Annotated in this window: 15 protein-coding genes, 1 tRNA gene and 1 pseudogene; 14 read left to right on the top strand and 3 right to left on the bottom strand. The window is 27.5% G+C overall.

Annotated features, from left to right (window positions below; all coding sequences use genetic code 11):
• Positions 1-458 precede the first annotated feature (458 nt).
• The 6 genes from L8Y18_RS06815 (at position 459) to L8Y18_RS06790 (ending at position 11,164) form a co-directional block, all read left to right on the top strand.
• Entirely contained in the window at positions 459-5,231 is a 4,773-nt protein-coding gene (locus tag L8Y18_RS06815) for a type ISP restriction/modification enzyme (RefSeq protein WP_263676537.1), read from the top strand.
• The gene (locus L8Y18_RS06810) at positions 5,231-8,035 is read left to right on the top strand and encodes an NACHT domain-containing protein (protein ID WP_263676536.1); all 2,805 of its coding nucleotides are present in this window, start codon (positions 5,231-5,233) and stop codon (positions 8,033-8,035) included. Before L8Y18_RS06815 ends, L8Y18_RS06810 begins: the two co-directional genes overlap by 1 nt.
• A gap of 268 nt (positions 8,036-8,303) precedes the next feature.
• On the top strand, positions 8,304-9,365 hold the full coding sequence (locus tag L8Y18_RS06805) for a GNAT family N-acetyltransferase (protein ID WP_126236086.1): 1,062 nt from the start codon (positions 8,304-8,306) through the stop codon (positions 9,363-9,365).
• Positions 9,343-9,717 carry an ASCH domain-containing protein gene (locus tag L8Y18_RS06800; protein WP_126236085.1) on the top strand — a complete coding sequence of 125 codons (375 nt, stop codon included), beginning with the start codon at positions 9,343-9,345 and terminating at the stop codon, positions 9,715-9,717. The genes L8Y18_RS06805 and L8Y18_RS06800 overlap by 23 nt, the downstream gene beginning before the upstream one ends.
• A gap of 2 nt (positions 9,718-9,719) precedes the next feature.
• Complete coding sequence (locus tag L8Y18_RS06795) at positions 9,720-10,688, top strand: hypothetical protein (protein WP_126236084.1); 969 nt, start codon at positions 9,720-9,722, stop codon at positions 10,686-10,688.
• 11 nt (positions 10,689-10,699) lie between these two features.
• Positions 10,700-11,164 carry an N-acetyltransferase gene (locus tag L8Y18_RS06790; RefSeq protein ID WP_126236083.1) on the top strand — a complete coding sequence of 155 codons (465 nt, stop codon included), beginning with the start codon at positions 10,700-10,702 and terminating at the stop codon, positions 11,162-11,164.
• 160 nt (positions 11,165-11,324) lie between these two features.
• On the opposite strand, the gene L8Y18_RS06785 is transcribed toward L8Y18_RS06790, so the two are convergent.
• Positions 11,325-11,822, bottom strand: coding sequence for a hypothetical protein (locus tag L8Y18_RS06785; protein ID WP_263676529.1), 498 nt, complete (start codon positions 11,820-11,822; stop codon positions 11,325-11,327).
• A 1,267-nt stretch (positions 11,823-13,089) separates the two neighbouring features.
• A tRNA-Leu gene (locus L8Y18_RS06780) sits at positions 13,090-13,176 on the bottom strand.
• 159 nt (positions 13,177-13,335) lie between these two features.
• Between L8Y18_RS06780 and flgL the strand changes: the two genes are divergently transcribed.
• Together flgL and L8Y18_RS08765 are read left to right on the top strand one after the other, a co-directional pair.
• The gene (gene flgL / locus L8Y18_RS06775; protein WP_263664957.1) at positions 13,336-15,561 is read left to right on the top strand and encodes a flagellar hook-associated protein FlgL; all 2,226 of its coding nucleotides are present in this window, start codon (positions 13,336-13,338) and stop codon (positions 15,559-15,561) included.
• Between the two features lie 1,361 nt (positions 15,562-16,922).
• Positions 16,923-18,443, top strand: a pseudogene (locus tag L8Y18_RS08765) (DNA translocase FtsK); the annotation flags it as partial.
• Here the strand turns inward: L8Y18_RS08765 and mltG are convergent.
• A complete protein-coding gene (gene mltG, locus L8Y18_RS06765; RefSeq protein ID WP_133318850.1) occupies positions 18,444-19,397 on the bottom strand; it encodes an endolytic transglycosylase MltG in 954 nt (317 codons plus the stop codon). It lies immediately after the preceding pseudogene.
• Between mltG and L8Y18_RS06760 the strand changes: the two genes are divergently transcribed.
• From L8Y18_RS06760 to L8Y18_RS06735, 6 genes are all read left to right on the top strand, one after another.
• Positions 19,384-21,885: an AsmA-like C-terminal domain-containing protein gene (locus L8Y18_RS06760; protein WP_263664956.1), complete on the top strand. Its 2,502-nt coding sequence runs from the start codon at positions 19,384-19,386 to the stop codon at positions 21,883-21,885. The genes mltG and L8Y18_RS06760 overlap by 14 nt on opposite strands.
• An 18-nt stretch (positions 21,886-21,903) precedes the next feature.
• Positions 21,904-22,800 (top strand): malate dehydrogenase, encoded by an 897-nt coding sequence (locus L8Y18_RS06755; protein WP_263664955.1) that lies wholly within the window; start codon positions 21,904-21,906, stop codon positions 22,798-22,800.
• Between the two features lie 173 nt (positions 22,801-22,973).
• Positions 22,974-23,288, top strand: a complete 315-nt coding sequence (locus L8Y18_RS06750; RefSeq protein WP_133318853.1) for a 4Fe-4S binding protein — start codon at positions 22,974-22,976, stop codon at positions 23,286-23,288.
• 9 nt (positions 23,289-23,297) lie between these two features.
• Positions 23,298-24,422 carry a 2-oxoglutarate synthase subunit alpha gene (locus L8Y18_RS06745; protein ID WP_039628358.1) on the top strand — a complete coding sequence of 375 codons (1,125 nt, stop codon included), beginning with the start codon at positions 23,298-23,300 and terminating at the stop codon, positions 24,420-24,422.
• A gap of 1 nt (position 24,423) precedes the next feature.
• On the top strand, positions 24,424-25,269 hold the full coding sequence (locus L8Y18_RS06740; RefSeq protein WP_220566397.1) for a 2-oxoglutarate ferredoxin oxidoreductase subunit beta: 846 nt from the start codon (positions 24,424-24,426) through the stop codon (positions 25,267-25,269).
• Complete coding sequence (locus L8Y18_RS06735; RefSeq protein WP_214118920.1) at positions 25,266-25,823, top strand: 2-oxoacid:acceptor oxidoreductase family protein; 558 nt, start codon at positions 25,266-25,268, stop codon at positions 25,821-25,823. Before L8Y18_RS06740 ends, L8Y18_RS06735 begins: the two co-directional genes overlap by 4 nt.
• The last annotated feature ends 67 nt before the right edge of the window (positions 25,824-25,890 follow it).

The following is a 25,890-nucleotide window of genomic DNA, read 5'->3' as shown; positions in this document are numbered from 1 at the left end:
ATTTTTTATAATATTCACTAAAGAATTAAAGCTATAAAAATGAATTAATAAAAATACATTCTTAATCAAGGTAAAAAATAAACAACTTAGCAAATTTCAATATTGCACTTCATAGGCATATAAAATATTAGTATAAAACTAAATCCACAAAATATATTTGCTCTTAATGATTTAAATGAAACATTCAATAAATATATTTTGAAATATTGTTAAGAATAAAATAAGTTATTATGAAGCCCTTTGAAATTAATATAATAATTATGGCTTCAAAGAAAACTAAAGCATAAAACTGTATAAGAAGATATCTCTATAAAGAAAACACTACTGATCTAATAAGCTTTCTAGTAGGTATAATATCCATTTATAATTACACAAAATAAAAATACAAAACTTTTATATTTATAAGTTACAAAGTTAATTTTTGATATATTCTTTATATTATTAGCTTAGGAGTTTTAATGAGTGCAAACGAAACTACTTTTGAAATCATCTTAGAAAAATTAAAAAAAGCAAATTTAAACACTAGATCGAAGGGATCTATGTTTGAAAAACTTTCAAAACATCTTTTAAAAGAAAAAGATACAGCAAATATTTATAAAAATATTTATCTTTGGGATGAATGGGATAAAAAAAATGGGCAAGATTGTGGTATAGATTTAATCATTCAAACAAATGATGATGATTATATTGCAGTTCAATGTAAATTTTATGAAAACTCAAAAGTAGATTTTAAAGACTTAAGTACTTATTTTAGCAAGTTGCAAAGTGGAATAGGGGAGATTAAATTTAGTAAAGGCATTATTATAAGTACTAGCGATCTTACTCAAAACGCTAAAAAAGAGATGGAGCAAATTTTAAAAAACACACCTATAGAATTGATCACTTTAGAAGATTTTTTAAGCTCAAACATAAGTTGGGATAAATTTGATCCAAATAATTCTTTAGAACTACCAATTACTGCAAAGAAAAAACCAAGAGAACATCAAATACAAGCCATAAATAACACAAAAGAATATTTTGCAAACAAAAATAACACAAGAGGCAAGCTTATCATGGCTTGTGGTACTGGGAAAACTTTTACATCTTTAAAAATTATAGAAGAAATTACTCCTAAAAATTCCATTGTTTTATTTTTAGCTCCTAGTATAGCTTTAGTAGGGCAAACATTTAGAGAATACTGCAAAGAGAAAACTGATGATTTTGTTGCTTCTATTGTATGCTCAGATAGTAAATCAGGTAAAAGCATTGAAGATGATATAGATATTTTAGAATTGCCCATTCCTGCTTCTACTGATACACAAAGCATTAAAAAAGCTTACGATATAGCTAAAAAAGACAACAAAAGATTTATCATCTTTTCTACTTATCAAAGTGTTGAAAAAATCATGCAAGCTCAAAAACAAAACGATCTAGATGAGATTGATCTAATCATTTGCGATGAAGCTCACAGAAGTGTAGGAAATTTATATTCAGGTAAGGAAAAAGATAAACTAAATACTTTTACTCTATGCCATAGTGATGAAAACATCAAAGCCAAAAAAAGAATTTACATGAGCGCTACTCCAAAGATTTATTCTAGTTCTCAAAAAAGCAAAGCTTTGGAAAGTGATAATGAAGTATTTTCTATGGATGATGAAGAAATTTTTGGAGATGAAATTTATAGTATTAATTTTAGAGAAGCAGTTGAAAAAGGCTTACTCACTGATTATAAAGTTATCATTTTAGCTATCAAACAAGAAGGTATTGCAAATATAGCAAATACAGCCATAGCAAAATTAAAAGATGAGAAAAATGTAGATGAAAAATATGTAGATATAGACTTTGTATCTAAAATCATAGGTACGCATAAAGGTTTAGCAAGAAATGATTTAGTTGCTCTTGATGAAAATAACCAAATAGATAATGACTTTTTAGAAGAAATGGATAGTAATATTTCAAGAAGAGTTATAAATTTTTGCAAAAGCATAAGAGATTCTAAAAATATAACCAATTCTTTTAAAATTATTATGCAATGCTATGATGAAGCATTAAAAAAAGATTCTTTTAAAAATCTTGATATAAACATAGATCATGTTGATGGAACTATGAACTCCAATATAAGATTAAACAAACTAAATAATCTCAACTCCCCAAAAGAAAATACTTGTAATATACTAAGCAATGCAAGATGTTTAAGTGAAGGTGTGGATGTACCTGCTTTAGATAGTGTAGTATTTTTTGATGGAAGAAATTCTATGGTAGATATAATCCAATCAGTAGGTAGAGTAATGAGAAAAGCTCCAAATAAAAAAACAGGTTATATCATACTGCCTTTAGCATTAAGCGAGAATGAGCTTTCAAATTTAGATGAGGCTATAAAAAATACCAATTTTTTAAATATATGGAATATCTTAAAAGCCCTAAGAAGTCACGATGATACCTTAGTAGATGAGGCTGTATTTAAAGAAAAGATCAAAATAGCTGTGGCTGATTATGTGGCAGATGAAAGCTCGAATAATACAGATAAAAACTATAAGCCAAGCTTGTTTGATAGCTTCACCTTAAGCGAACTTGCAAACACGATGTATAATGCCATACCAACTAAGCTTGGCGATAAAGGTTACTGGCAAAGCTTTAGTGCAAAAACAGCTAAAATAGTAGAAAAATTAAATATAAGATTAAATGCTATCTTTAAAGATCATCCTGAAATTTTAGAAGAATTTTTAACTTCCTTAAAAGAAAATATTCACCCAAACATCAAAGAAGATGAAGCCATAGATATGATATGTTCTCACATTATAACTAAACCTATATTTGATGTTTTATTTGATAAAAATATGGATGATAATCCTATAGGAAAAGCTCTTGATGAAGTAAATCAAAAGTTAAATACCTTTGGTTTAGATGATGAAGAAACAAGATCTTTAAAAGCCTTTTATAAAAACGTAGAAGAAAATGTAAAATTAGCAAAAAGTCAAAAAAGCAAACAAGAACTCATTAAAAACTTATACGATACCTTCTTTAGATCGGCTTTTAAAAAACAAGCTGAAAAATTAGGCATAGTTTATACTCCTATACAAGTGGTTGATTTTATACTTCATTCTGTTAATGAGCTTTTAAAAAGACATTTTAATACAGATTTTAACGATGAAAATGTAAAAATCTTTGATCCATTCACTGGAACTGGAAGTTTTATCACAAGATTATTAAGTAAAGAAAATGACTTAATTAGCGATGAAAATTTCAAAAACAAATACGAAAAAGCAATTTTTGCTCAAGATATAATCTTGCTTGCTTATTATATAGCGCTTATTAACATTACTCAAACTGGTAGTGAAAGGATAAATACTTTAGATAAATTTAAAAATATAGCCTTAGCTGATAGTCTTGATTATCTAGATAAAAAAACACAAGATAATGGCTTATTTGCTTTAGAATTTAAAGATTTAGAAGAAAATAAAAAGATCAAAGATTTAATAGCCAATGAAAAAATAAAAGTTATCATAGGTAATCCTCCTTATTCAGCTGGAGCAAGTAGTGCAAATGATAATAATGCAAACATTTCTCACCCAAATTTAGAAAAACGCGTCAAAGACACTTATGGCAAAGAATCAAGTGCAAATTTAGCTAAAAATACTAGAGATACACTAATCCAAGCTTTGCGTATGGCAAGCGATAAAATAAAAGATAATGGCATTATAGGCTTTGTAGTAAATGGAGGCTTTATAGATGCAACAAGCGCTGATGGCTTTAGAAAATGCGTAGCTAAAGAATTTAGTGATATTTATATTTTAAATTTAAGAGGAAATCAAAGAACTTCAGGTGAAACTTCAAGAAAAGAAGGTGGAAAAATATTTGATAGTGGCTCAAGAGCAAGTGTAGCCATAGTATTTTTTATAAAAGATACAAATGCTAAAACAAATAAAATTCACTATTATGATATAGGAGATTATCTAGATAGACAAACTAAGCTTGATAAGCTAGAAAATTTTAAAAGTGTATCAAATGTGCCTTTTATAAATATAATCCCAAATGAAAAAGGCGATTGGATCAATCAAAGAGGAGAGGACTTTGATAATTTAATGCCTTTAAAAAGCGATAAAAATGAATATGGAATTTTTGCTATAAATGCCACAGGTATAGCAACAAATCGTGATAGCTGGGCTTATAATTTTTCTAAAGAAAAGCTTGGATATTCTATGCAAAAATGCATAGCTACTTATAATGAAGACTTAGCTAAATTTGATCACCAAGCATTTTTAGAAAAAAATAAAAATATTAAAAAATCAGAACTTTATAAAGAGTTAAGTGATAAAGATATAACCATAGATGAAACTAAAATTTCTTGGACTGCCGGATTAAAACAAAATTTTATAAATAATGAAAAAATTAAAGAATTCAATCAAGAAAATATAAGAATTAGTTTTTATCGTCCCTTTACTAAAGAATATCTTTACTGGGAAAAAACTTGGAATGAAAGACAATCTCAATTTTCAAAATTATTCCCTAAAAATACAGATGAGAATTTGTTGATTTTAACAAGCTTAATGGCGACTAAAGATTTTTCATCTTTTATAGTAAATTCCATAGCAGATTTACAAACTTTAGCTAATACTCAAGCTTTTCCGCTTTATTTTTATCAAGAAAATGGAAGTAAAGAATACGCTATAAGTGATTTTGCTTTAGATGAATTTAAAAAACAATTACAAGATGAAACTATAAATAAAGAAGATATATTTTATTATATTTATGCGATTTTAAATCACAAAGGCTATTTAGAAAAATACAAATTTGAACTTTCAAAAGAAGCCCCAAGAGTACCTATAAGTAAAGATTTTAAAAGCTTAAGCATTTTGGGTAAAAAGCTAGCCGCTTTACATTTAAACTATGAAAATAATGAAATGTTTAAAGAAGTAGAATTTAAAGATGGAGTTTTGGCTGATACAGACAATGATGAGTTTTATAAAGTCACTAAGATGAAAAAACTAGGAAATGATATTTTTTATAATCACAATATCACTATAAAAAATATACCAAATATTGCTTATGAGTATAAAATCAATGGCAAAAGTGCGATTGATTGGATTATCGATCGCTATCAAATAAGCATAGATAAAAAAAGTTTGATAGAAAATAATCCAAATGATTATCAAGGTAGTAAATATATCTATGAACTTCTTTTAAAAATCATTAATTTATCTATAAAAAGCGTTGATTTAATAAATGAGATTAGTAAAATGGAGTGTGAGTGATGGAAAAAATAATGAAAGAGGATTTATATACTGAATTTAAAATTGAACTTGGATGGATGGAGCTATCAGATAATAATGGGAAAGTACAGCAAGGTCAAGATGAACTGATAAGAGATATTGTTGCTCTATTTAATACGGTAAACTTTAAAAAACCAAAACAATTTATCATTGGTATCGATGATGATGGTATGAAAAAAAGTTATAAGTGGAAAAGCTATGAGCGTTTACAAGATCAGTCCAACTTTAAAAAGTGGCTGATAGGAATAATAAAGAATAATTTCGAGCCAGATTATTGTGATGAGAAAGATGAGACAAAAAAATTTAAAATAGAGGATTTTATTCAATTCCAACAAGAGAATGATTTATTTTATATAATCATAGAACAGGCTCCATTTTTATTAAAAAGTATAAAACAATCTAGTAGATTTTCAAAAAATGAATACTATGTAAGAGTTATGAAAACAAATAATCAGAATCTAGAGCCAGAAATATCTCGAATGAGTTCTCGGCAAATAGAGGAAGAAAAAAATAAGCTTACTGAAAAACTTAAAGCCAGATTTTTTGCCGCAAAATCAAAAGATTTATCAATTAATAAAATTGTAGAATATTATACAAAGACAACATATCCAAAGGGTAAAATAGAATCTATAAAAGATTGCCCGGAAAAAAGTTTACTTTACATATTAACATATAATAATGCTATCACTATGTTTATGTATATATCTAAGTATTCAACCCAAGAAAGAGTAATAGAATTTTTAAAAGAACAGCAGATCATACAAAGTGCTGAAAAAATTTTCATTTTATATGATGAGAAAAATAAAAGTGGCGGATATACAGACAAAAAACATATCCAAAAACTCATAAATAAATATCTTAAAAATAAAGACAAAGTGGAATTGAGCACTATTTTAGAATGGGTTAAAAACAATTGCAAAGCACTAAATGACAAGAATAAATCTGAAATACCACCTAATCCAGATTTTATTTACCCCTATATAAAAGAACATCAAGAAGAAAAAGAAGTTGAAGCTATTTCTTTTTTAAAAGAATGGCTTAATGAAGAAGGTAGCCCTGTATTAATTATAGAAGGTTCTGGCGGAATCGGAAAAACAACCTTATTTAGAAAGTTTTTATTGGAATTAAAAAGTGATAAAATATTTGTTTTTATTACTTCTGAGACAGTTAAGAGACATATCCAAAATTATCAAAAACTAGACAGTATCAATTTAATAAACATTATAGAACAAGAGGTAAACAATGGGCAACATATAGAAGAAGACTCTCTTGAGCTTGAATTGAGTGCTGGTAAATTATTTATAGTTTTAGATGGATTAGATGAAATTATGAATATTTTTAAAAATAAAATTAATGCCGATGAATTTTTTGAATTTATAAATAGCAATAATGAAAAATTTTTCAAGACTAAAATATTGATATCTTGCAGAACAACTCAATGGATTACTGAAAAAATTGATATAATTAGAAAAGTTAATCTGATTGAATTTAACGAGAAACAAGTTAGAGAATATTTTAAAGAAGATAAAAAACTTCTTAACATAGCTAAGGGGTATAGTAAAGATGAGAAATTTATTCCTTATATTCTTAATATAATTAAAAATAGCTTCATTTATGATAACATAATCAATGATGAAGAAATACCTAAATACCTTTTAGAAAGTAATATTGACGACAAAATTATTTTTAGAATATGCAAAAGAGAAAAAGTAAGGCAAAAAAACGATCTGATCAATAAAGGCATTGATGAGCAAATAAGTATATTTATAAAAATAGCAACAGACTTTGGAGATATTACAACAAACAATATAAAAAACATTGCAACTAAATTTAATTTTTCAGAGGATTCGATTTTAAGTCATCCTATTTTGATGAAATGTGAAAATGAACAAAGATATTCATTTAGATACGAATTTTGGATTAAAAAATTTCAACTTTTAGGGATGGTAAAGAGAATTATTGAAAGCAATGATATTAACAATCTTATGTATGATGATAATTTTCGAAAAAGCTTTAATGGATTTGATATAAAAGAGTTAAGTCAATATTTTACAAAAAGCGATCAATTAGAGAGCTTTAAAATAGAATTTTATGAGTGGATACACGACTCAGAGAAAGGATATCTCAGCGATAAAGACAATAATAAAGAATTTAATGCCAGTTTTTTTCTTTTTTTGTTGTTAATAAACAAAGGAGATAGAACGGACAGGACGAAGTTGTTAGAAGAATTATATGAGGAAAATGGTATTATAACTAATTTATGTATAGTCAATTTTATAGATCAAAGTCCAAAAATAACTTTTAACTTTAGAGGAAAAAAAATCAAAAATTGCATCTTTGAAAACTATGAATATTTTTTAAACTGCACTTTTGATGAAAATACTTATTTTGAAAATACATCTTTTAAAAATGTAGTCTATAATACAACAAATAAAGATTTTCTAAAATGTTTTTTTGAAAATGGATGTGACATGGATAATGAAATAAAATCACGCCTAAGCTTAAATAGCCAAAAGGAGATAACCGTTAGAGATAAGCTATATAATTTTTTATCTCATTTTTACACGGGATTAGGTTCAACTAAAAAATCGAAAGATTCTATTAGCAATTTAAAGCAAGGTGAAATTTTAAAATTTTTAATTGATGAAAATATTTTAAAAGAAGATGAAAAAGATTACTATTCTATATCGGAACCTTACCATAATATTATAGAAATGTTTGATGATGAAAATAAAAATAACCCCATATTTGTTAAAATTGTAGAAAAATATGAAAAAACAAAATAATGTATTGGTTTTCGTCTTTTTTAAAATGTTAGATTTCTTTGTTAATATATTACACCTTGAATTTTAAAATTCAAGGTCTTCTTTAATGCTAGTCACTTTAAATTTTTATCCATTATCTCGTTATGTTAAGATTACTTTAAGTAAAAATAAAAACCGTAGGAAATGAAGCAAATTTCTTTTAAGCGTTATAAAATCATGATTAATAGTAGAATAATAAAAAATTTGATATTATTTTTTTGTATTGACTAGGATGAAGGTGAAAACTTAAATGGCAAATATCGTATTAAAATCTTTTGGTGATATAGAATTAAGAGATGTTTTCTTCAATTCATTAAGAGAAGATTATAAAGAATTTGATACTTGGTATCGTAAAAAAACTATGGGAAATGAAAAAGCTTATGTTTTATATGAAAACAATAAATTACTATGTTTTTTATATTTAAAAAAAGAATATCCCGTAGATAATGTAAATATAAAACCAGAATTAGATATATCAAGACCATGGATAAAGGTTGGAACCCTTAAGGTTGATCCACATAATACAAAATTGGGCGAGCGTTTAATTAAAAGAATCTTTGATTTTGCAATTTCTAAAAATATATACGATGTTTATGTTACTGTTTTTCCAAAACATTTAGGTTTAATAAAATTGTTAGAAAGATATGGCTTTTATGAATGGGGCATGAAAAATAATGAATTGATATTCATAAAAAGAATTCCAACTAAAATCGATGAAATAAAGAACAATATTTATCTAGATTATCCGTCCATTTGCGCTAGGAATACAAATAAATATGTTTTGTCTATTTATCCGGAATATCATACGGGCATGTTTTCAGATTCTATATTAAAAACAGAGAATTTTGATATACTAAAGGATACCTCAGAAGCCAACAGTATTCATAAGATATATATAACTAGAATGGATGGGGTTGAAAATCTTAAAAGAGGTGATTTGCTGATTATATATCGAACAAAAGATAAAACAGCTCCAAACGCAAATTACTCATCAGTTGCTACTTCTTTATGCGTAGTAGAAGAATACAAAAATGTCAATAGTTTTAATAGTAAAGAAGAGTTTGTTGATTATTGTAAACCTTATAATATTTTTACCGATATTGAGCTTAGTAAAATCTATGAAACTAAGAAATTTACTAAAATTATAAAAATGACCTATAATATTTCTTTTAAAAAAAGAGTAGTCTTAAATGATATAAGGCAAATCTTAAAAACGATACCAAATTATATGGGTTTTTATCCTTTAGATGAAGATGAATTTAGAGCTATTTTAAATTATGGAAAAGTTAATGAAAGCATTATTATCGATTAAACCAGAATTCGCTAAAGCTATCTTTGACGGCAAAAAAAGATTTGAATATCGCAAAACTATTTTTAAAAAAGATATCAAATATATACAAGTCTATGTAACCATGCCTATAGGAAAAATTGTTGGTGAATTTGAGATAGAGACTATATTGAAAGGTAATCCTTTAAAAATTTGGGAAAAAACACAAGAGCATTCCGGTGTAAAGAAAAAATTTTATATGCAATATTTTCAAAACAAAGAAACGGCTTATGCAATTAAGATAAAAAATATATTAAAATATGACAATCCCATATGTCCTTATAGCGAATATCACAATTTTGTCGCTCCGCAATCTTTTAAATATATCCAGGAGTAAATATGAATTTTTTAACTGATTCGATCATCATATATAGCGAAAAAGAGGTTGACGTTACTATTCATATTAATATTTTTATTTCTGATATAGATGAGGAATGTTATTTTGAATTGGGACTGTTAACTTCCGGTGATAAAGATTTAAAAGAAATAAGCATCTTTTTACCTATAGAATATAACCTAAATAGCCGTGTTGAAGACTTATATGAGAAATTCGAACAAAATGATAATTATATAAAATTAATTTTTAATGAAAATACCAGTATAAATGGATATGATACATTTAAAATAACAAAGGGCACTATACGTTTTTGTAAAATTAAAAAAATTGACAGAGACAAAATAACTTTAAATATACAACAAACGGGTGATGGGTGTAAAAATTATTTCAGATTTAGAATTAAAAACATAGATAAGAAGTTGTTACGTGTAGAGGAACCAGCATCGAGTCTAATTATTGATCCATTTAAAAGAACTATAAGAGTACTGGGTTTTCATATTAATAATGCTCGTAATTATAAAAAAAAGAAACCTGTATTAGAAGGTAATAAAATCAAAATTAAAGAAATTAATTCTTTTTTAATCTGTGATATAAAAACAGAATTAATTGAGAGTAGTGTAGAGAAAAAATCATTCAGGCTTTTAGAAGATGATGAATGGAACAATTATATAGTTGGACATAAAGATAATAAAAAAAAGATCGTATATCAGTTTAAAAAAACATGCAAGGATGATGAAAATATAGGCGATTATAAATTATTTATTAAAACATATAATATAAACAGTAAGAATTTTTTATATGGAATTCTATTTATTACGTTTATTTTAGGTATGGCACTACTCGCAAATGCGATATTTCTTGAGTTTAATGAGAATGGTCGTCGGATGATTATATTATCAGGTGTTGTTATTTTCTGTGTTTTTATACTCAAACATGTATTAAATTATTGTATTTCGATATTTAAAAAATAAGGAAATAAAATATGTTAACATTTATGGATATTTCGCATTATTGTACTATGGAAATTAAGCAAGATGATGTTTATTTGCTTTATCACTATTTAAAAGAAGCAAAGGCATATTATCCCAATTTTGACATTTGGTATTACACTAATGTAGTTCCATCTATAAATAATAGATCTAAACAAATAATTACAATTTCTGAAAATAATGTAATTAAAGGTATAAGTATCGTTAAACTGCAAGATGAAAAAAAGCTTTGTACATTGAAAGTTATGGATAATTATCAAAATAAAGGAATAGGAATTAGACTTTTTGAAAAAAGCTTTGAGATTCTCAAAACTACAAAACCATTATTAAGTGTTTCTGAGGAGAAGTTGCCCGTATTTGAAAAAATATTTAAATATTATAATTTTGAATTAACTAGTATTAAAGATGGCTATTATAGAAAAAATAAAAAAGAGTATTTTTACAATGAACCAGTTTAGAGTTTTTTACGTTTTTTGCCTTGGTAAGTCATGTTTTAAAAATAAAACACGAGTTTTTAAACAAAATCTACAATCTTTCACAACCCAACAAAACAAGCTCATAAATCGATTTTAATTATTTAATGCTAGGTTGATATTGCTTTATAGTAGATTTTTGATTTTAGGCTTGTTTTTGTTTGTTTTTAGCGGTATTTAATTGCAATAAAATCTTTATAATATTTTCAAAGTCTTCAATATCTTCATTTAATAAAGCACATTTATTGCTTAATATGGCATATTTATAAGCATTGATAATATCTAAATCAGGATATTTTTCTTGTAAGCTTTTTATTTTACTTGATTGCTTTACTCTAGCAAGTTTTGATTTATAGAGATTTTTATATTTATCATAAAGTGAAGAGCTAATACCAATTAAAGCACCTTCATTTTTAGTTTCTTTAAAGATTCTTAAGACGAATTTGATACAGCCATTTTTTCTGTTAATGCGTCTTGTATCATAAGGATTTTTTAAAGAATATTTAGTGCAATTTACTACCCAAGTGTGAATTATTTTTTCTAATCTATCACTTTTGTTTTGCGTAGGAGTTTCATCTAGTTTTATCTCATCTTTAGGATTATCAGCAGATACAGTTTTTTTGAAAAATATATTTTTAAACACAGAATAACTTGCCTTTTTTAACAAAAATTTATAATATTTTATCATACAAAAATTACAAAATCATAACATTTTCATTTTTTAAAAAAACACAGCAAATCTCAAAAAAATCTCAAAAAAACACTAAAGGTAACGAAAACATATAATCTAATACTTACGAAGTAATGTATTGCGAAAACGATTATTTTTAACAAAAATGACAAATTTTATAAAAATCTATAAAAAATACACCAAAAATTTATCAAAATATACGAAATATATACTTTTTAGGCTAAAGGTAACGAAAATGACATATCTGCTTAGCATGGTGTAGTGATTATTTTTATATTGCGGAAAAATATACGAAATATATACTTTTTTACATTAAAGGTAACGAAAACGGCATATTTGCTTAGCACAGAGTAGTGATTGTTTTAAAATGGGCTATTTTTTGATAAATTTTAACCTATAAAACTCCAAAAAGAAAGCTTTAAAATACAGCTTAAAATTTCCATTTTACTAAACTTTTTATCAAAACAAAAAAGGTAAGATTTTTTGAAAAAATTAACTTGTATTTTTTGGATATTTTTTTATAACTTTAATAAAATGAAGATATATTTTAAGAAAAAAATGAGAGTATTTTTAAGCTAGTGATCCAACTAATAAAATTTTAGTTTTTATGAAAAATAAAAAAGATAAAATCAGATTAATTTTTATTTTAATATCAATCATGATCACCTCCTTATAAATTAATAAAATATAAAAAGGATCATAGCTTAAGCTAATCGCTAGCTTAAAAATACTAAGCGATATAATTTTATAATAATTTTAAATTAAAATAATTTTTTTATATTTTTGATAAAAAGATTAAGATGTATATAAAATAATATTTGCTTAATCCTAAAAGCAAAAAACCGAAAAAGCCGAGAAACCATTATTTTACCAATGCTAATAATTATAAAATTTCATATGTTTTAATGGTTTAACTAATTTTAAAGCCTTATGAATAAAATAAATAAATTATAATGTATTTAGTTTATACTGTCTTCTTTATAATAAAAAAAGAAATAGAGAATGAATTAGCAAATTGAATATAAAAAAAGTAAAATGTATTTTTTATTTTATTCTTTTTTTTAAATATTTTTATAAAAGTCAATTTCTTTTTTAGATTATAATGATAAATTATATTATTTTAATATGGAGTATTAAAAATTAATTTTTGAGAAAAAAACCGCTACCAAAACCGCTCCCTGAGTTTTTTAAAAAAATTAAAAAACACTTTGAAAAGTAATGGTGCCCGAGGTCGGACTCGAACCGACACAAGGTTGCCCTTACCAGATTTTGAGTCTGGCGCGTCTACCAGTTTCACCACTCGGGCTTTTTGAAAGTTTTAAAATAATTAAATAGAATATGGGATTATACTAAAAAAAAAATTAAAACAATATAAAATATTTTATATAAAAAATTTAAATATCATTAAAATTTGGAACTTTTTTTGCTTGTAAATAATTAAAAAATTTATTTGCGGAGCAAAATAATGAGAATTAGCAATCAGTATAATTACTACACTTCTATACAAAACTACACAGATGGTCAGTCTTTGCTTAATAAATATAATTTGCAATTGCAAACAGGTCAGCTTATTCAGCATTCTTGGGAAAATGCAAATGTTTATATTAATGGCTCAAGATTAGAATATGAGATGGCAAACATAGGTCAAATAGTTCAAGGAACTCAATCTGCTATGGAGCTAGCAAAAAACACAGATACTGCCTTGAAAAATATCACAGAACTTTTAGAAAAATTTAAAACATTACTCACAAAAGCTGCAAGTGATGGTAATTCTCAAGAATCAAGAGAGGCTATAGCAAAAGAACTCAAACTTGTAAGAGATTCTATTGTAAATATTGCTAATACTAGTATCAATGGGCAATATCTCTTTGCAGGATCAAATAGTGCAAATAAACCTTTTGATAATTATGGAAATTATACTGGGAATAAAGATAATATTTTTGTAGTAAGTGGTGCTGGCACCCAAATTCCTTATAATATACCTGGATGGGATTTATTTTTTAAGCCTGATTCAAATATCAATAAAATTATTTCAACAAATGTTTCTTTTACTGATGCTCGTTATCCGGACAAAAAAGAATTTTTAACCGGAGAATCTAAGTTTTCACATTTAATAGGCCAAAACTATGTTCAAAATGGAGAACTTAAGCCCGATGAGCATTTTGGTGATAGCTATGATGAAAAACTCTCTTTCCCGCATTCGACTATGTATATTCAAGGTGTTAGACCTGATGGAACAAGTTTTAAAGCTACTTTAGATATAGATCCTGATGCAAAAATTGAAGATGTATTAAAAAATATTGGAAGATTATATGGAAATACAGAGGGAAATGAGGTTGTTAAAGTAGCATTAAATGATAGCGGGCAGATAGAAATAAAGAGTTTAAAAGAAGGAAGTAGTTCTTTAGATTTTCATGCTGTTGCTATGACTCCACAACTTTTAGATCCGACTCAAATTAAAGATTTAAGTGATGCTGCTAAAGCCGAAGGTATTACAATGGCTCAAGTTACAGAGCGTATTATGAATGCAGCAATTAAAGATGGTAATTTAAACAATGCTCAAAGTCCAATACAAGTAACAGTAGGTGATAAGCAGTTTAACATAGACTTACACAAAACAGATTTTATTAAAAGTAACATCAATGGTGATAAAACTAATGGGGTTAATTATGATGTGCCTTTTGAAAAAGATGGAAATACTGTTTTTGGCAATGTTTCTCAAGTGATTAAAGGTACAAGTGAATATGCTACTGATAGTACAAAGTTAAGTGAAGTTGTAGCAAATGCCAATGGAAGCATGCAAGGTCAACAACTCCAAATGGAAATCACTTCTAGAAGTGGTCAAAAATATAATGTAACTATTGATTTAGAAAATTCTACTGTAAGTTATCCTGATCCAAATAATCCGGGTCAAACTATAAGTTTTCCTATTACTCACTCTCAATATAATGAAAATACAGGTAATGCAGTGGGTATGCAAACAAGACCTGAAGATATTACTTATGGCCAGTTAAATGATATTATCGGTATGTTTGCAAGTGATAATGTTCCCACAGCAACTATAAATGCAAATGCAAATGGTACTATCAACAATGGAGATTTTCAAACCATTCAACAAAATATAAATGATTCTAAAGGTTTTGTTGAAGTTAGTATGGACTATAAAGGTCGTATAAGTATTACTGATAAATTTTCAAGTAACACTAATATAGGTCTTACTATTAAAGATTCAAATTCAAATAGCGGTTTTCCTCCAGCAGGAGAAATACGCGATGGATCAGGTTTTGTATTTAGTGCAAACAATTCTTTAACTATTGATGATCCAAATGTGGATTTGATTAAAGACTTAGATGAGATGATAGATGCTGTTTTAAATGGCAGTATGAGGGCTGATTCAGAAGGAAGTGATCCTAGAAATACAGGTTTACAAGGGGCTTTAGAAAGAATAGATCATTTGCAAGATCATGTTAGAAAAATGCAAACAACCATAGGAGCTTACACTAATAATATAGAAGAGACAAATAAAAGAATGACTTTTTTAAATATCAATGTAGCTTCTATTAAAAGCGGTGTAACTGATGCTGATTATGGGCAAACTTATATGCAGTTTATGCAAACTATGGTATCTTATCAAGCTATGCTTTCGGCTACTTCTAAAATTTCTCAAATTAGTTTATTAAACTACTTATAATTTTTTGATATAATAGCTTTTTTCTTTATAAAGGATATATTATAAAAAAAGAAGCTATTTTTGTTATTTCTAATATTTTTATTTTTTATTTTTGCTTAAGTGCTTTGATACCCGATCAAGCTTTAGTAAGTATTATAGGGTATTCCTTGGCAAAACTTAGTTATTTTTTATTTGGATCATTGACTAAATTTTACCCTTTTGTCTTTTTTTGGTTTAATTATCTTTTGTATAAAAATAACTATAATTTTGAACTTATAGAGCGTAGATTTAGTGTGGCTGTTTTTGCTTGTATTTTTGCTTCACTTATTTTTGCTTCAGCGTTCTTGCAAGATAAAGGCTATATAGCCTCTGCTATGTTTGTAATCTTAGATGGACTTTTTGGAAAAATAGGAAGTTTGATCTTGGTGATTTTGCTTTTAGCTTTTGCTTTTAGTATTTCTTTTCCGCAAATTATCAAAGAGGTATTTAAAATAGAGCTTGATTTTGATTTTTATTTAAAACTTGAAACTTTAATTAAAAATAAAATTTTTGGCTTTTTTGGTGGCGATAAATATGAAAATGAAACCAAAGAAGAACAAGAAAAGCTCAAACAAGAGCTTTTAATTAAAGATAAAACAGAAGAACTTATCAAGGAAAAAGAGCTACCAAAAAAAGAAATCCAAGAGAATAAAAAATTTAATCTTGAAGATTTAAAAAATCAAGAATTAGAAGAGGTTGTGATTAGTGAAGAGGATAAAAAGCTAGGTTCAAGTTATATTCATGAGCTTTCAGAACCTATTGCAAGTTTTGCTCAAAAAGCTAGTCAAATAAATATAAAGGAAGATGAAATGACCCCTGAAGAGTATTTATTAAAATACAAAAATAAAAGTGAAGATATTTATACTCAAACTTTAAAAAGTAAAAATTTAGATGAACCAAGCTATAAAAGACGCAATATAGATTTAAACGAAAACAAAGAAGAGGTGATAGAAGAAAATTCTTTGTTTGCCAAAGAGCTTAAAGAGCGTGAGCAAATGCTACAAAAAGCTAAATTGCTAGAAGAATATAAAGCCTTGCAAAAAGAAAAAATCTTAGAAGAGCTTAATGAGGATTTTAAAAAAATTGAAGAATTAAATGCTATAGAAGCACAAAAAGAAGCTGAGTTTAAAAAAATTCAAAATAAAACTAGCTTTTTAGGGGTAAAAGAATTTAAAGATGAAGATTTTATTCCACAAAATGAAGTAAAAGAACTTGATTTTAGTGAAGATGATTTTGCCAAGCCTATTAGTATAGAAGAGCTAAGAAGTAAAAGAAACTATGAAAGTCCTTTTGTAGTAGAAGAAGCACAAAATGAAGTTAAAGAAGAAAAAATTCCATTTGAGATTACTCAAGAGCCTATAATAGAAGTAATAGAAAATAAAACACACCATTCTATCACTAATGAAGTGAGTGAAAACAAAGCCTTGTTGAAAGATCTTGATTTTGGAAATTTTGAAAAACCAAAAGATTTTTCTTTACCACCTTTAGATTTTTTAACTATGCCAAAAGAAGGCAAAAGCGAGATAAATGAAGAAGAAATAGATAGAAAAATTTATGATTTATTGGAAAAATTAAGACGCTTTAAAATAGGTGGAGATGTAGTTAGAACTTACACAGGTCCTGTTGTAACTACTTTTGAATTTCGCCCAGCAGCAGATGTTAAAGTAAGTAAAATTTTATCATTACAAGATGATTTAGCTATGGCTTTAAAAGCTCAAACTATAAGAATTCAAGCTCCAATTCCAGGTAAAGATGTAGTGGGAATTGAAGTTCCAAATGAAAAAATCGATACGATTTACTTAAGAGAAATTTTAGAAAGTGAGGTATTTAAAAATTCTAGCTCACCTTTAACTATAGCTTTAGGTAAAGATATAGTAGGCGATCCTTTCATCACAGATCTTAAAAAGCTTCCTCATCTTTTAATAGCAGGAACTACAGGAAGTGGTAAAAGTGTGGGTATAAATTCTATGCTTTTATCTTTGCTTTATAGAAATTCGCCAAAAACCTTAAGACTTATGATGATAGATCCTAAAATGCTTGAATTTAGTATTTATAATGATATTCCACATTTACTTACACCGGTAATTACTGATCCTAAAAAGGCGGTAAATGCTTTATCAAATATGGTGACTGAAATGGAACGCAGATATCGTTTGATGGCTGAAGCAAAAACTAAAAATATAGAAAATTACAATGAAAAGATCAAAGAACAAGGTGGAGAAATTTTACCATTTATTGTAGTGATTATTGATGAGTTGGCTGATTTAATGATGACAGCAGGTAAGGATGTAGAGTTTTATATAGGTCGTTTAGCACAAATGGCAAGAGCAAGTGGAATTCACTTGATCGTAGCCACGCAACGCCCTTCAGTAGATGTTGTTACTGGTGTTGTAAAAGCAAATTTACCAAGTAGAATTTCTTATAAAGTAGGGCAAAAGATAGATTCTAAGGTTATTTTAGATTCTATGGGGGCTGAAAGTTTGTTAGGGCGCGGGGATTGTTTATTTACCCCTCCTGGTATGAGTGGTTTAGTGCGTTTGCACGCACCTTTTGCAAGTGAAAATGAAATCGAAAATATTGTAGAGTTTTTAAAAGCTCAACAAGTAGTAGAATATGATGAGAGCTTTTTAAAAGATGATAGTCAAGATGGAACTTATAAAAGAAGTGAATTTGATGATGGAGATTTAGATGAACTTTATGAAGAAGCAAAGGCTGTAATCTTAGAAGATAGAAAAACTAGTATTTCTTATTTGCAAAGACGCTTAAAAATAGGCTATAACCGCGCAGCAAATATTATAGAACAACTTTCACAAACAGGTGTTTTAAGCGAACCTGATGCAAAAGGCCAAAGAGAAATTTTATAATCAATTTCTTATTGCCTTATTATGATCTTTTAAAGTAGAGGTAAAAATATGCTTATTGGTTTTTTTATCTCTTACAAAGTATAAATATTCTGTTTTAGCAGGAAAAATAGCCGCCTTAATAGCTTCAAATGAAACATTACATACAGCTTCTTTTGGTATGCCATTAAATTTATAAGTATTGTAAGAACTATTATCTGATCTTATTCTTTGTGGAGTGATTTTTTCATGAGAGTATTTTCCATAATTTAATGTCCCATCCATTTGAAGCTTCATGCCTTTTCTTAAGCGATTTCTAATCACAGATGAAACTATAGGCATTTCTTCATTACTTGCTGCTTCTTTTTGTATAATGGAAGCAATGATGATATATTCATGCCATTTTTTTTCATTGTATTCTCTAAAAATTTTATAAGAAAGTTTTTTAAATTCACTTGCAGAGTAAGCCAAAAGATATTTTACTAAAAGCTCTTCTGTAATGCCTTTTGGAATTTTATAAGTTTCGGGAAAAAGCATACCTTCTTTAAAAGGGCTTTGTTTGTAAAATTCTTGCATTAAGGTTTTGGCATTTAAATTTAACTTTGGTGCTAATTCTTCAAAGAAAATTTCAGTCGTTTCCCCAGGAATTAAAGTAATAGTTTCAAGTGCTGCCTTAGCGACGGTAAGCTTATGTAAAAATTCAGCTCTATTTAGTTCTTTTGTACCTATATTTATCCAGCCAGATTGTGGATGGCCTAAAAAATATAAAGTATATTTATCAATATTGCTCATTTTATAGTTATTTTTATCTAATTGCGTTATAATCTTACTAACAGAACCTTGTGGTATAAAAACTACAGAGTTTGTTTTTATAGGTAAAAGTAGATAGTAAAAAATGGATAAAAGAAAAATTAAAATCAAATCACAACATATTAAAAAAATTCTTAAATTTTTAGCATTACCTATGATACTTTTCATTGTTTTGTTTATTTACCTCAAAAATGGAATTTACATAGAAAAATTAGAAATTTCTTCTATTAATTTGGAGAAATTATATATTAAATTAGATAAAAAACTCATTTTAAATGCAAAAAAAGTTATAGTAAATTCTCAAAATCAAAACACTCAAAATGAAACTAGTGCGAGTAAAGCTGTACAGCTTATCAAAGATGTAAAATATATTTATTGGTTTTTTCAAGAAATCAATATAGATGAAATTTTTGTTAATAACTATCCCGTGGAATTAATTTATAAAAATAATCTATTTTTTGTAAACAGTAAAAATCTTTTAGTAAAAGTCAATTTAAAAATTAGTGATAAAAATATACAAGCTAATATTGATAATTTTCTTTTAAAAGATCATAACCTTAGTGTAGTTGGCTCTTTACTTATCAATCCTAAGACAAAATTTTATACTTTTAAAGGAGAAATTGATAGTGATTTTTTAAAAAGTGATGTCAAATTCTCACTTAAAAGAGAAGAGATTGCTTATGAATTAGAAAATATAAGCTCAAATAATATTTCAAAAATTTTTGATATTTTAGTGGAAAATGGAGTGCATTTGCCTTCTAATCTTGCTCTTTGGGTGGGCGGTAAGGTAAAGGCTGATTTTTATTTTATAGAGAAATTAAATGGCTTTGCAGATTTTGGAAAACATAGATATTATTTGAATGATATTAGTGCTAAAGGTTATGTAAATAACTTGAAGGTGGTTTTAGATAAAGGTATAGATCCTATCATTAGTCCTTTTGTAAGGCTTGAATTTAATAAACAAAAACTAGAATTTATCTATGATAAATTATATTTTAACAATTACAATCTCAATCAAAGTCAAATTTATATAGACAATATGCTAAATGAAAAAGCAGGAATTTATATACGCATAAAAAGTGACAATGCTAGAGCTGATTATAGAGTGAATAAAATTTTGCGTTTGTATGATATAAAATTACCATTTTTACAAAACAATGGTATTACAAAGACTGATTTAGTTTTGAAAATTCCTTTTGAACATCCTGAAAGAATTTCATATAAAGGAAATTTTGATATTGTAAATTCTAATATAAATATAAGTGACTTTAAAATCATACAAGCAAATATTGATTTACAAAAAGATAAATTAGAGATTAAAAATGCAAGCGTACAAAGTGAATTAATCAGCGGTGATTTTAATGCAAGTATTGATTTAAAGCAAAAAAAAGGTGATTTTAAGACCTTTATAACAAATTTAAAATTACCACAAGATAGCTTAAAAATGGAAAATAAATTTCTTGATTTAGATCTTAACTATGATAAAAATATCAGTTTATATAATAAAGAGCTTACTACGACTCTAAATTTTGATCAAGGTATGTCTGTTTATGTTGCTAAGCTTGCAAAGTATAAGACTTATTCTAAATTAATGCAAAAAAATAATGTGCATGATGGAGAGTTGTCATTAGACACTTTAAATTTTAAAGATTTTGATGTAGATATAAATAATACCACTTTTGAATCATTTTTACTCTATAAGGATAATAATCCTTATGAGTATGATAGTTTTAGTATAAAAATAAAGGGAGAAGATTTTAATTTAACTAGCGCAAGTGGTAGTGTTTTTGCACAAAAAGACAATGATGATATTAACATTACTTTAAATAATGTTAATTTATTATTTTCAGAACAAGATACAGAAAATACACTAGATAATCTTGAAAATTCAAATTACAATATCAGTGCTAAAAATATAGATTTGATCTTAAAAGATTTTAACAAAACTTTAGATTTTGATCAATTTAATGCTAAAATCAAAAAAGACTATATAAAAGCTTGGGCTAATAGAAATGAGTCTAAATTTGAGCTTTTGCTTAAAGAAAATCAAATGCAAATTAGAGCTTTAAAAATGGATGATGATTTTCTGAATACTTTTATGCGTCAAAATGTTTTTGAAAAAGGCGAGTTTAATCTTTATGTAGATGGTAATAGTACTGATTTTTTTAAAGGCAAATTTTTATTTAAAGATACTTATTTAAAAGATTTAAAATTTCATCAGCAACTCTTAAGTTTTATTGATACAATACCTAGTTTGATTTTATTTAAAGCCCCAACTTTTAATGAAAAAGGTTTTAGTGTAGAAAATGCTGGTATAAGTTTTAATCGCAAAAAAGATCTTTTTGAAATAGATGCGCTAAATTTTAATGGTGATAGTGCAGATATTTTAGGTCAAGCTAAAATCAATTTAAGAAGTAGTCAAGTGGATGGTTTATTAGAGCTTAGAACGCTAAAATCAGCTAGTTCGGTTATTTCTAAAGTTCCAATTATCAATCAAATTATATTAGGCAAAGACAGGCAAATTAGCACACAAATTAAACTAGGTGGAACAATTGATAATCCCGAGTTTAAAACTCAACTTATCGCACAAAGTTTGCAACTTCCTTATCATTTGATAAAAAATATTTTTGAATTACCGACAAATTTAGTTAAATAATACCACAAAGGAGCTAAGATGAAAATTACCATCATAGGAGCAGGAAATGTCGGTGCAAGCATTGCTTATGCTTTAATTTTAAGAGAATTAATAGATGAGATTATATTGATTGATATTAATAAAGACTTGCTTTTTGCTAGAGAATTAGAACTAAGTCAAAGCATAGCTGCTTTTAATTTTGATATTAAAATAACTTGTACGGATGATTATACATACTCAAAAGATTCTCAAGTGGTTATTTTTAGTGCAGGTGTAGCTAGAAAAGAAGGTCAAAGTAGAGATGAGCTTTTTGCTATTAATTCTAAAATTATGCTTGAGTGTGCAAAAAATATTAAAAAATTTAACAACGATCCTTTGTTTATCATAGTAAGCAATCCTGTAGATTTTTTACTCAACGCTCTTTATGAAAGTAAATTATTTTCATTAAAAAAAATCATTGCTATGGCAGGTGTTTTAGATAATGCTAGATTTAAATACGAAGTGAGCAAAAAATTAGATATAAAAACTTCTTATATAGATACTAAGCTTATAGGTTTTCACAATGATAGTATGGTTTTGGTAAAATCTCAAAGTAAAGTGCAAAATAAAGCTTTAAGTGAAGTCTTAAATAAGCAAGATATTGTTCAAATTGAACAAGAGGTTAAAACCGGTGGTGCTAAAATTATAAAATATTTAAAAACTTCAGCCTATTTAGCTCCTGCTAGTGCTTGCGTGAGAATGATAGAGGCTTTAAAAAGTGGAGAATTTTTACCAGTATGTGTGATTTTAGATGGAGAATATAGCATAAGAAAAAAAGCTTTTGGAGTTATGGCAAGGATTAGTCTTGATGGGGTGCTTGAAACTTTAGAATTAAAATTAGACAATCAAGAACAAATTGCATTAGAAAATTCTTTTATTCAGTATAATTATAAATAATTTTTTAGGAGTTTTTTACTCCTAATGTTACTTTGTGTTATAAAATCTTATTAGTTTTATTTTATCTTTTAAATAATATTTAATCATGCTATAAATTCGCTATAATAAAAAGTTTGTTTTAAAAATAATTTTTAATAAAAAATCATTAGAAAATTACAAAAAACTAGAAAGGAATATTAATGATTGCTCCAGAGAATACACCAGTTTGGGTTGATGAAGCAAGATGTAAGGCTTGTAATATCTGTGTTAGCTATTGTCCAGCCGGAGTTTTAGCAATGAGAGATGAAATCAGTGCAGTTTTAGGACAGATGATAGAAGTGGTTCATCCTGATTCTTGTATAGGCTGTAGTGAATGTGAAAGTCACTGTCCTGATTTTGCGATTTTTGTTGCCAAAAGAGATGAATTTAAATTTGCAAAGCTTACGCCAGAAGCTAAAGAAAGAGCACAAGCTGTCAAAGAAAATAAATACAAAAAACTAAATGCATAGGAAAATAAAATGAGAGAAGTTATATCAACAGGTAATGTTTTAGTAGCCAAAGCTGCGATTGATTGTGGCTGTAAATTTTTTGGTGGTTATCCAATTACCCCAAGTTCTGAAATAGCACATGAACTAAGCCATATGTTGCCAAAAAATGATGGTACTTTTATACAGATGGAAGATGAAATTTCGGGTATTAGCGTGGCCTTAGGTGCTTCTATGAGTGGAGTAAAATCCATGACAGCAAGCAGCGGGCCGGGAATTTCTTTAAAAGCTGAACAAATTGGTTTGGGTTTTATAGCTGAAATTCCACTAGTAATTGTAAATGTTATGAGAGGTGGTCCTTCAACCGGTCTTCCAACAAGGGTTGCGCAAGGTGATTTATTTCAAGCAAAAGCTCCAACACATGGAGATTATGCAAGTATAGCTTTAGCTCCTGCTTCATTAGAGGAAGCTTACACTGAAACTATTAGAGCTTTTAATTTAGCTGAAAAATACATGACTCCAGTATTTTTGCTTTTAGATGAAACCATAGGACACATGAATGGTAAGGCAAAATTACCTGATTTAGAAGAATTAGAAATTATCAACCGCAAAAAATTTACGGGCGATAAAAAAGATTACAAACCTTATGCAGCAGGTGAAAATGAAGCTGCCACATTAAATCCTTTCTTTGAAGGTTATCGTTATCATATCACAGGACTTCATCATGGAGACATAGGCTTTCCAACAGAAGATGGAGCAATAGTAGATAAAAATATCAAAAGATTATTTGGTAAGATTAAAAATAATACCGATGAAATTTGTACTTATGAAGAGTTTATGTGTGATGATGCGCAGTTTTTAATCATCGCCTATGGTAGCGTTGCAAGATCTGCTAAAGAAGCTATTTTAAGACTTAGAGAAGAGGGTTTAAAAGTAGGGCTTTTTAGACCTATTACCCTTTATCCAGTTGCTGAGAAAAAAATAGCTCAAGTAGTATCTAAATTTGAAAAAGTTATGGTAAGTGAGCTTAATATGGGGCAATATTTAGAAGAAATTCAAAGAGTAAGTAAAAGAGATGATTTTATTAGCTTGCACCGTGCAAATGGTCGCCCTATAACCCCAAGTGAAATTATTGCTAAAGTAAAGGAGAATATGTAAAATGGCTTTTAATTATGATGAATATTTAAGAGTAGATAAACTTCCAACACAATGGTGCTGGGGTTGTGGGGATGGTGTTGTTTTAAAAGCTATTATTAGAGCTATTCAAAAACTTGGCTGGAATATGGATGATGTTTGCTTAGTTTCTGGTATAGGTTGTAGTGGTAGAATGAGTTCTTATGTAAATTGCAATACAGTCCATACGACTCATGGTCGAGCTATTGCTTATGCAACAGGGATTAAACTGGCAAACCCTAAAAAACATGTAATCGTAGTAAGTGGAGATGGCGATACTTTAGCAATTGGTGGAAATCATACCATCCATGGATGTAGAAGAAATATAGATTTAACTCATATTTTAATCAATAATTTTATTTATGGTCTTACAAATTCACAAACTTCACCAACTACCCCACAAGGCTTTTACACTGTTACAGCTCAAGCAGGTAATATAGACCCAAATTTTGATGCTTGTGAGCTTACTAAAGCCGCTGGGGCTTCTTTTGTAGCAAGAACAAATGTTATAGAGGCAAATAAGCTTGAAAATATCATTTTTAAAGCTTTATCTCACAAAGGTTATAGTTTTGTAGATGTATTTTCAAACTGCCATATTAATCTAGGTAGAAAAAACAAAATGGGCGAAGCTGTAAGCATGCTTGATTGGATTAAAAATCGTTGTATTGAAAAGTCTAAATTTGAACAATTAGACTATGAACAAAGAGCGGATAAATTCCCTACAGGAATTTTACACCAAGATGAAAGTAAAACAGAATATTGTGAAGCTTATGAGGAAGTTAGAAGAGCCTTGAAAGAAAAAAGAATGGTTGATTTGGGAGTATTAAAATGAAATATCAATTAAGATTTTGTGGTGAAGGTGGACAAGGGGTTATCACTGCAGGTGAAATTCTAGCTAAAGCCGCCATTAAAGAAGGGCGTAATGCTTTTAAAGCTTCTACTTATACTTCTCAAGTTAGAGGTGGGCCAACTAAGGTTGATATTATCATTGATGAAAATGAAATCTTTTTTCCTTATGCAGTAGAAGGTGAAGTTAGTTTTATGCTTTCAACTGCTGATAAAGGTTATCATAGTTTCAAAGATGGTGTTTGTGATGGTGGTGTTATAGTTATAGAGCCAAATTTAGTTCATCCAAGTAAAGAAGATTATGCAAGATGGAAAATTTTTGAAATTCCTATTATTACTATAGCTAAAGAAGAAGTAGGGAATGTAGCTACTCAATCAGTCGTTGCTTTAGCTATAGCTGCTTATATGAGTAAATGTATTGATATTGATGCATTAAAACAAACTATGCTTGATATGGTACCTGCAAAAACTAAAGAGGCAAATGCAAAAGCTTTTGATTTAGGTATAGAATACGCTAAAAAAGCACAAGTAGTTTCTTGATTTGCAAGAAACTCTTTCTTGTGAAATAATATTTATTAAATTATCGTTATAATATTTTCCATTTTAA

This window comes from Campylobacter sp. CNRCH_2007_0968H (assembly GCF_025773245.1).
Classification (GTDB): domain Bacteria; phylum Campylobacterota; class Campylobacteria; order Campylobacterales; family Campylobacteraceae; genus Campylobacter_D; species Campylobacter_D lari_D.
The sequence above is the reverse complement of the archived record's forward strand: the minus strand, read 5'-3'. Positions and strand labels throughout refer to the sequence as shown.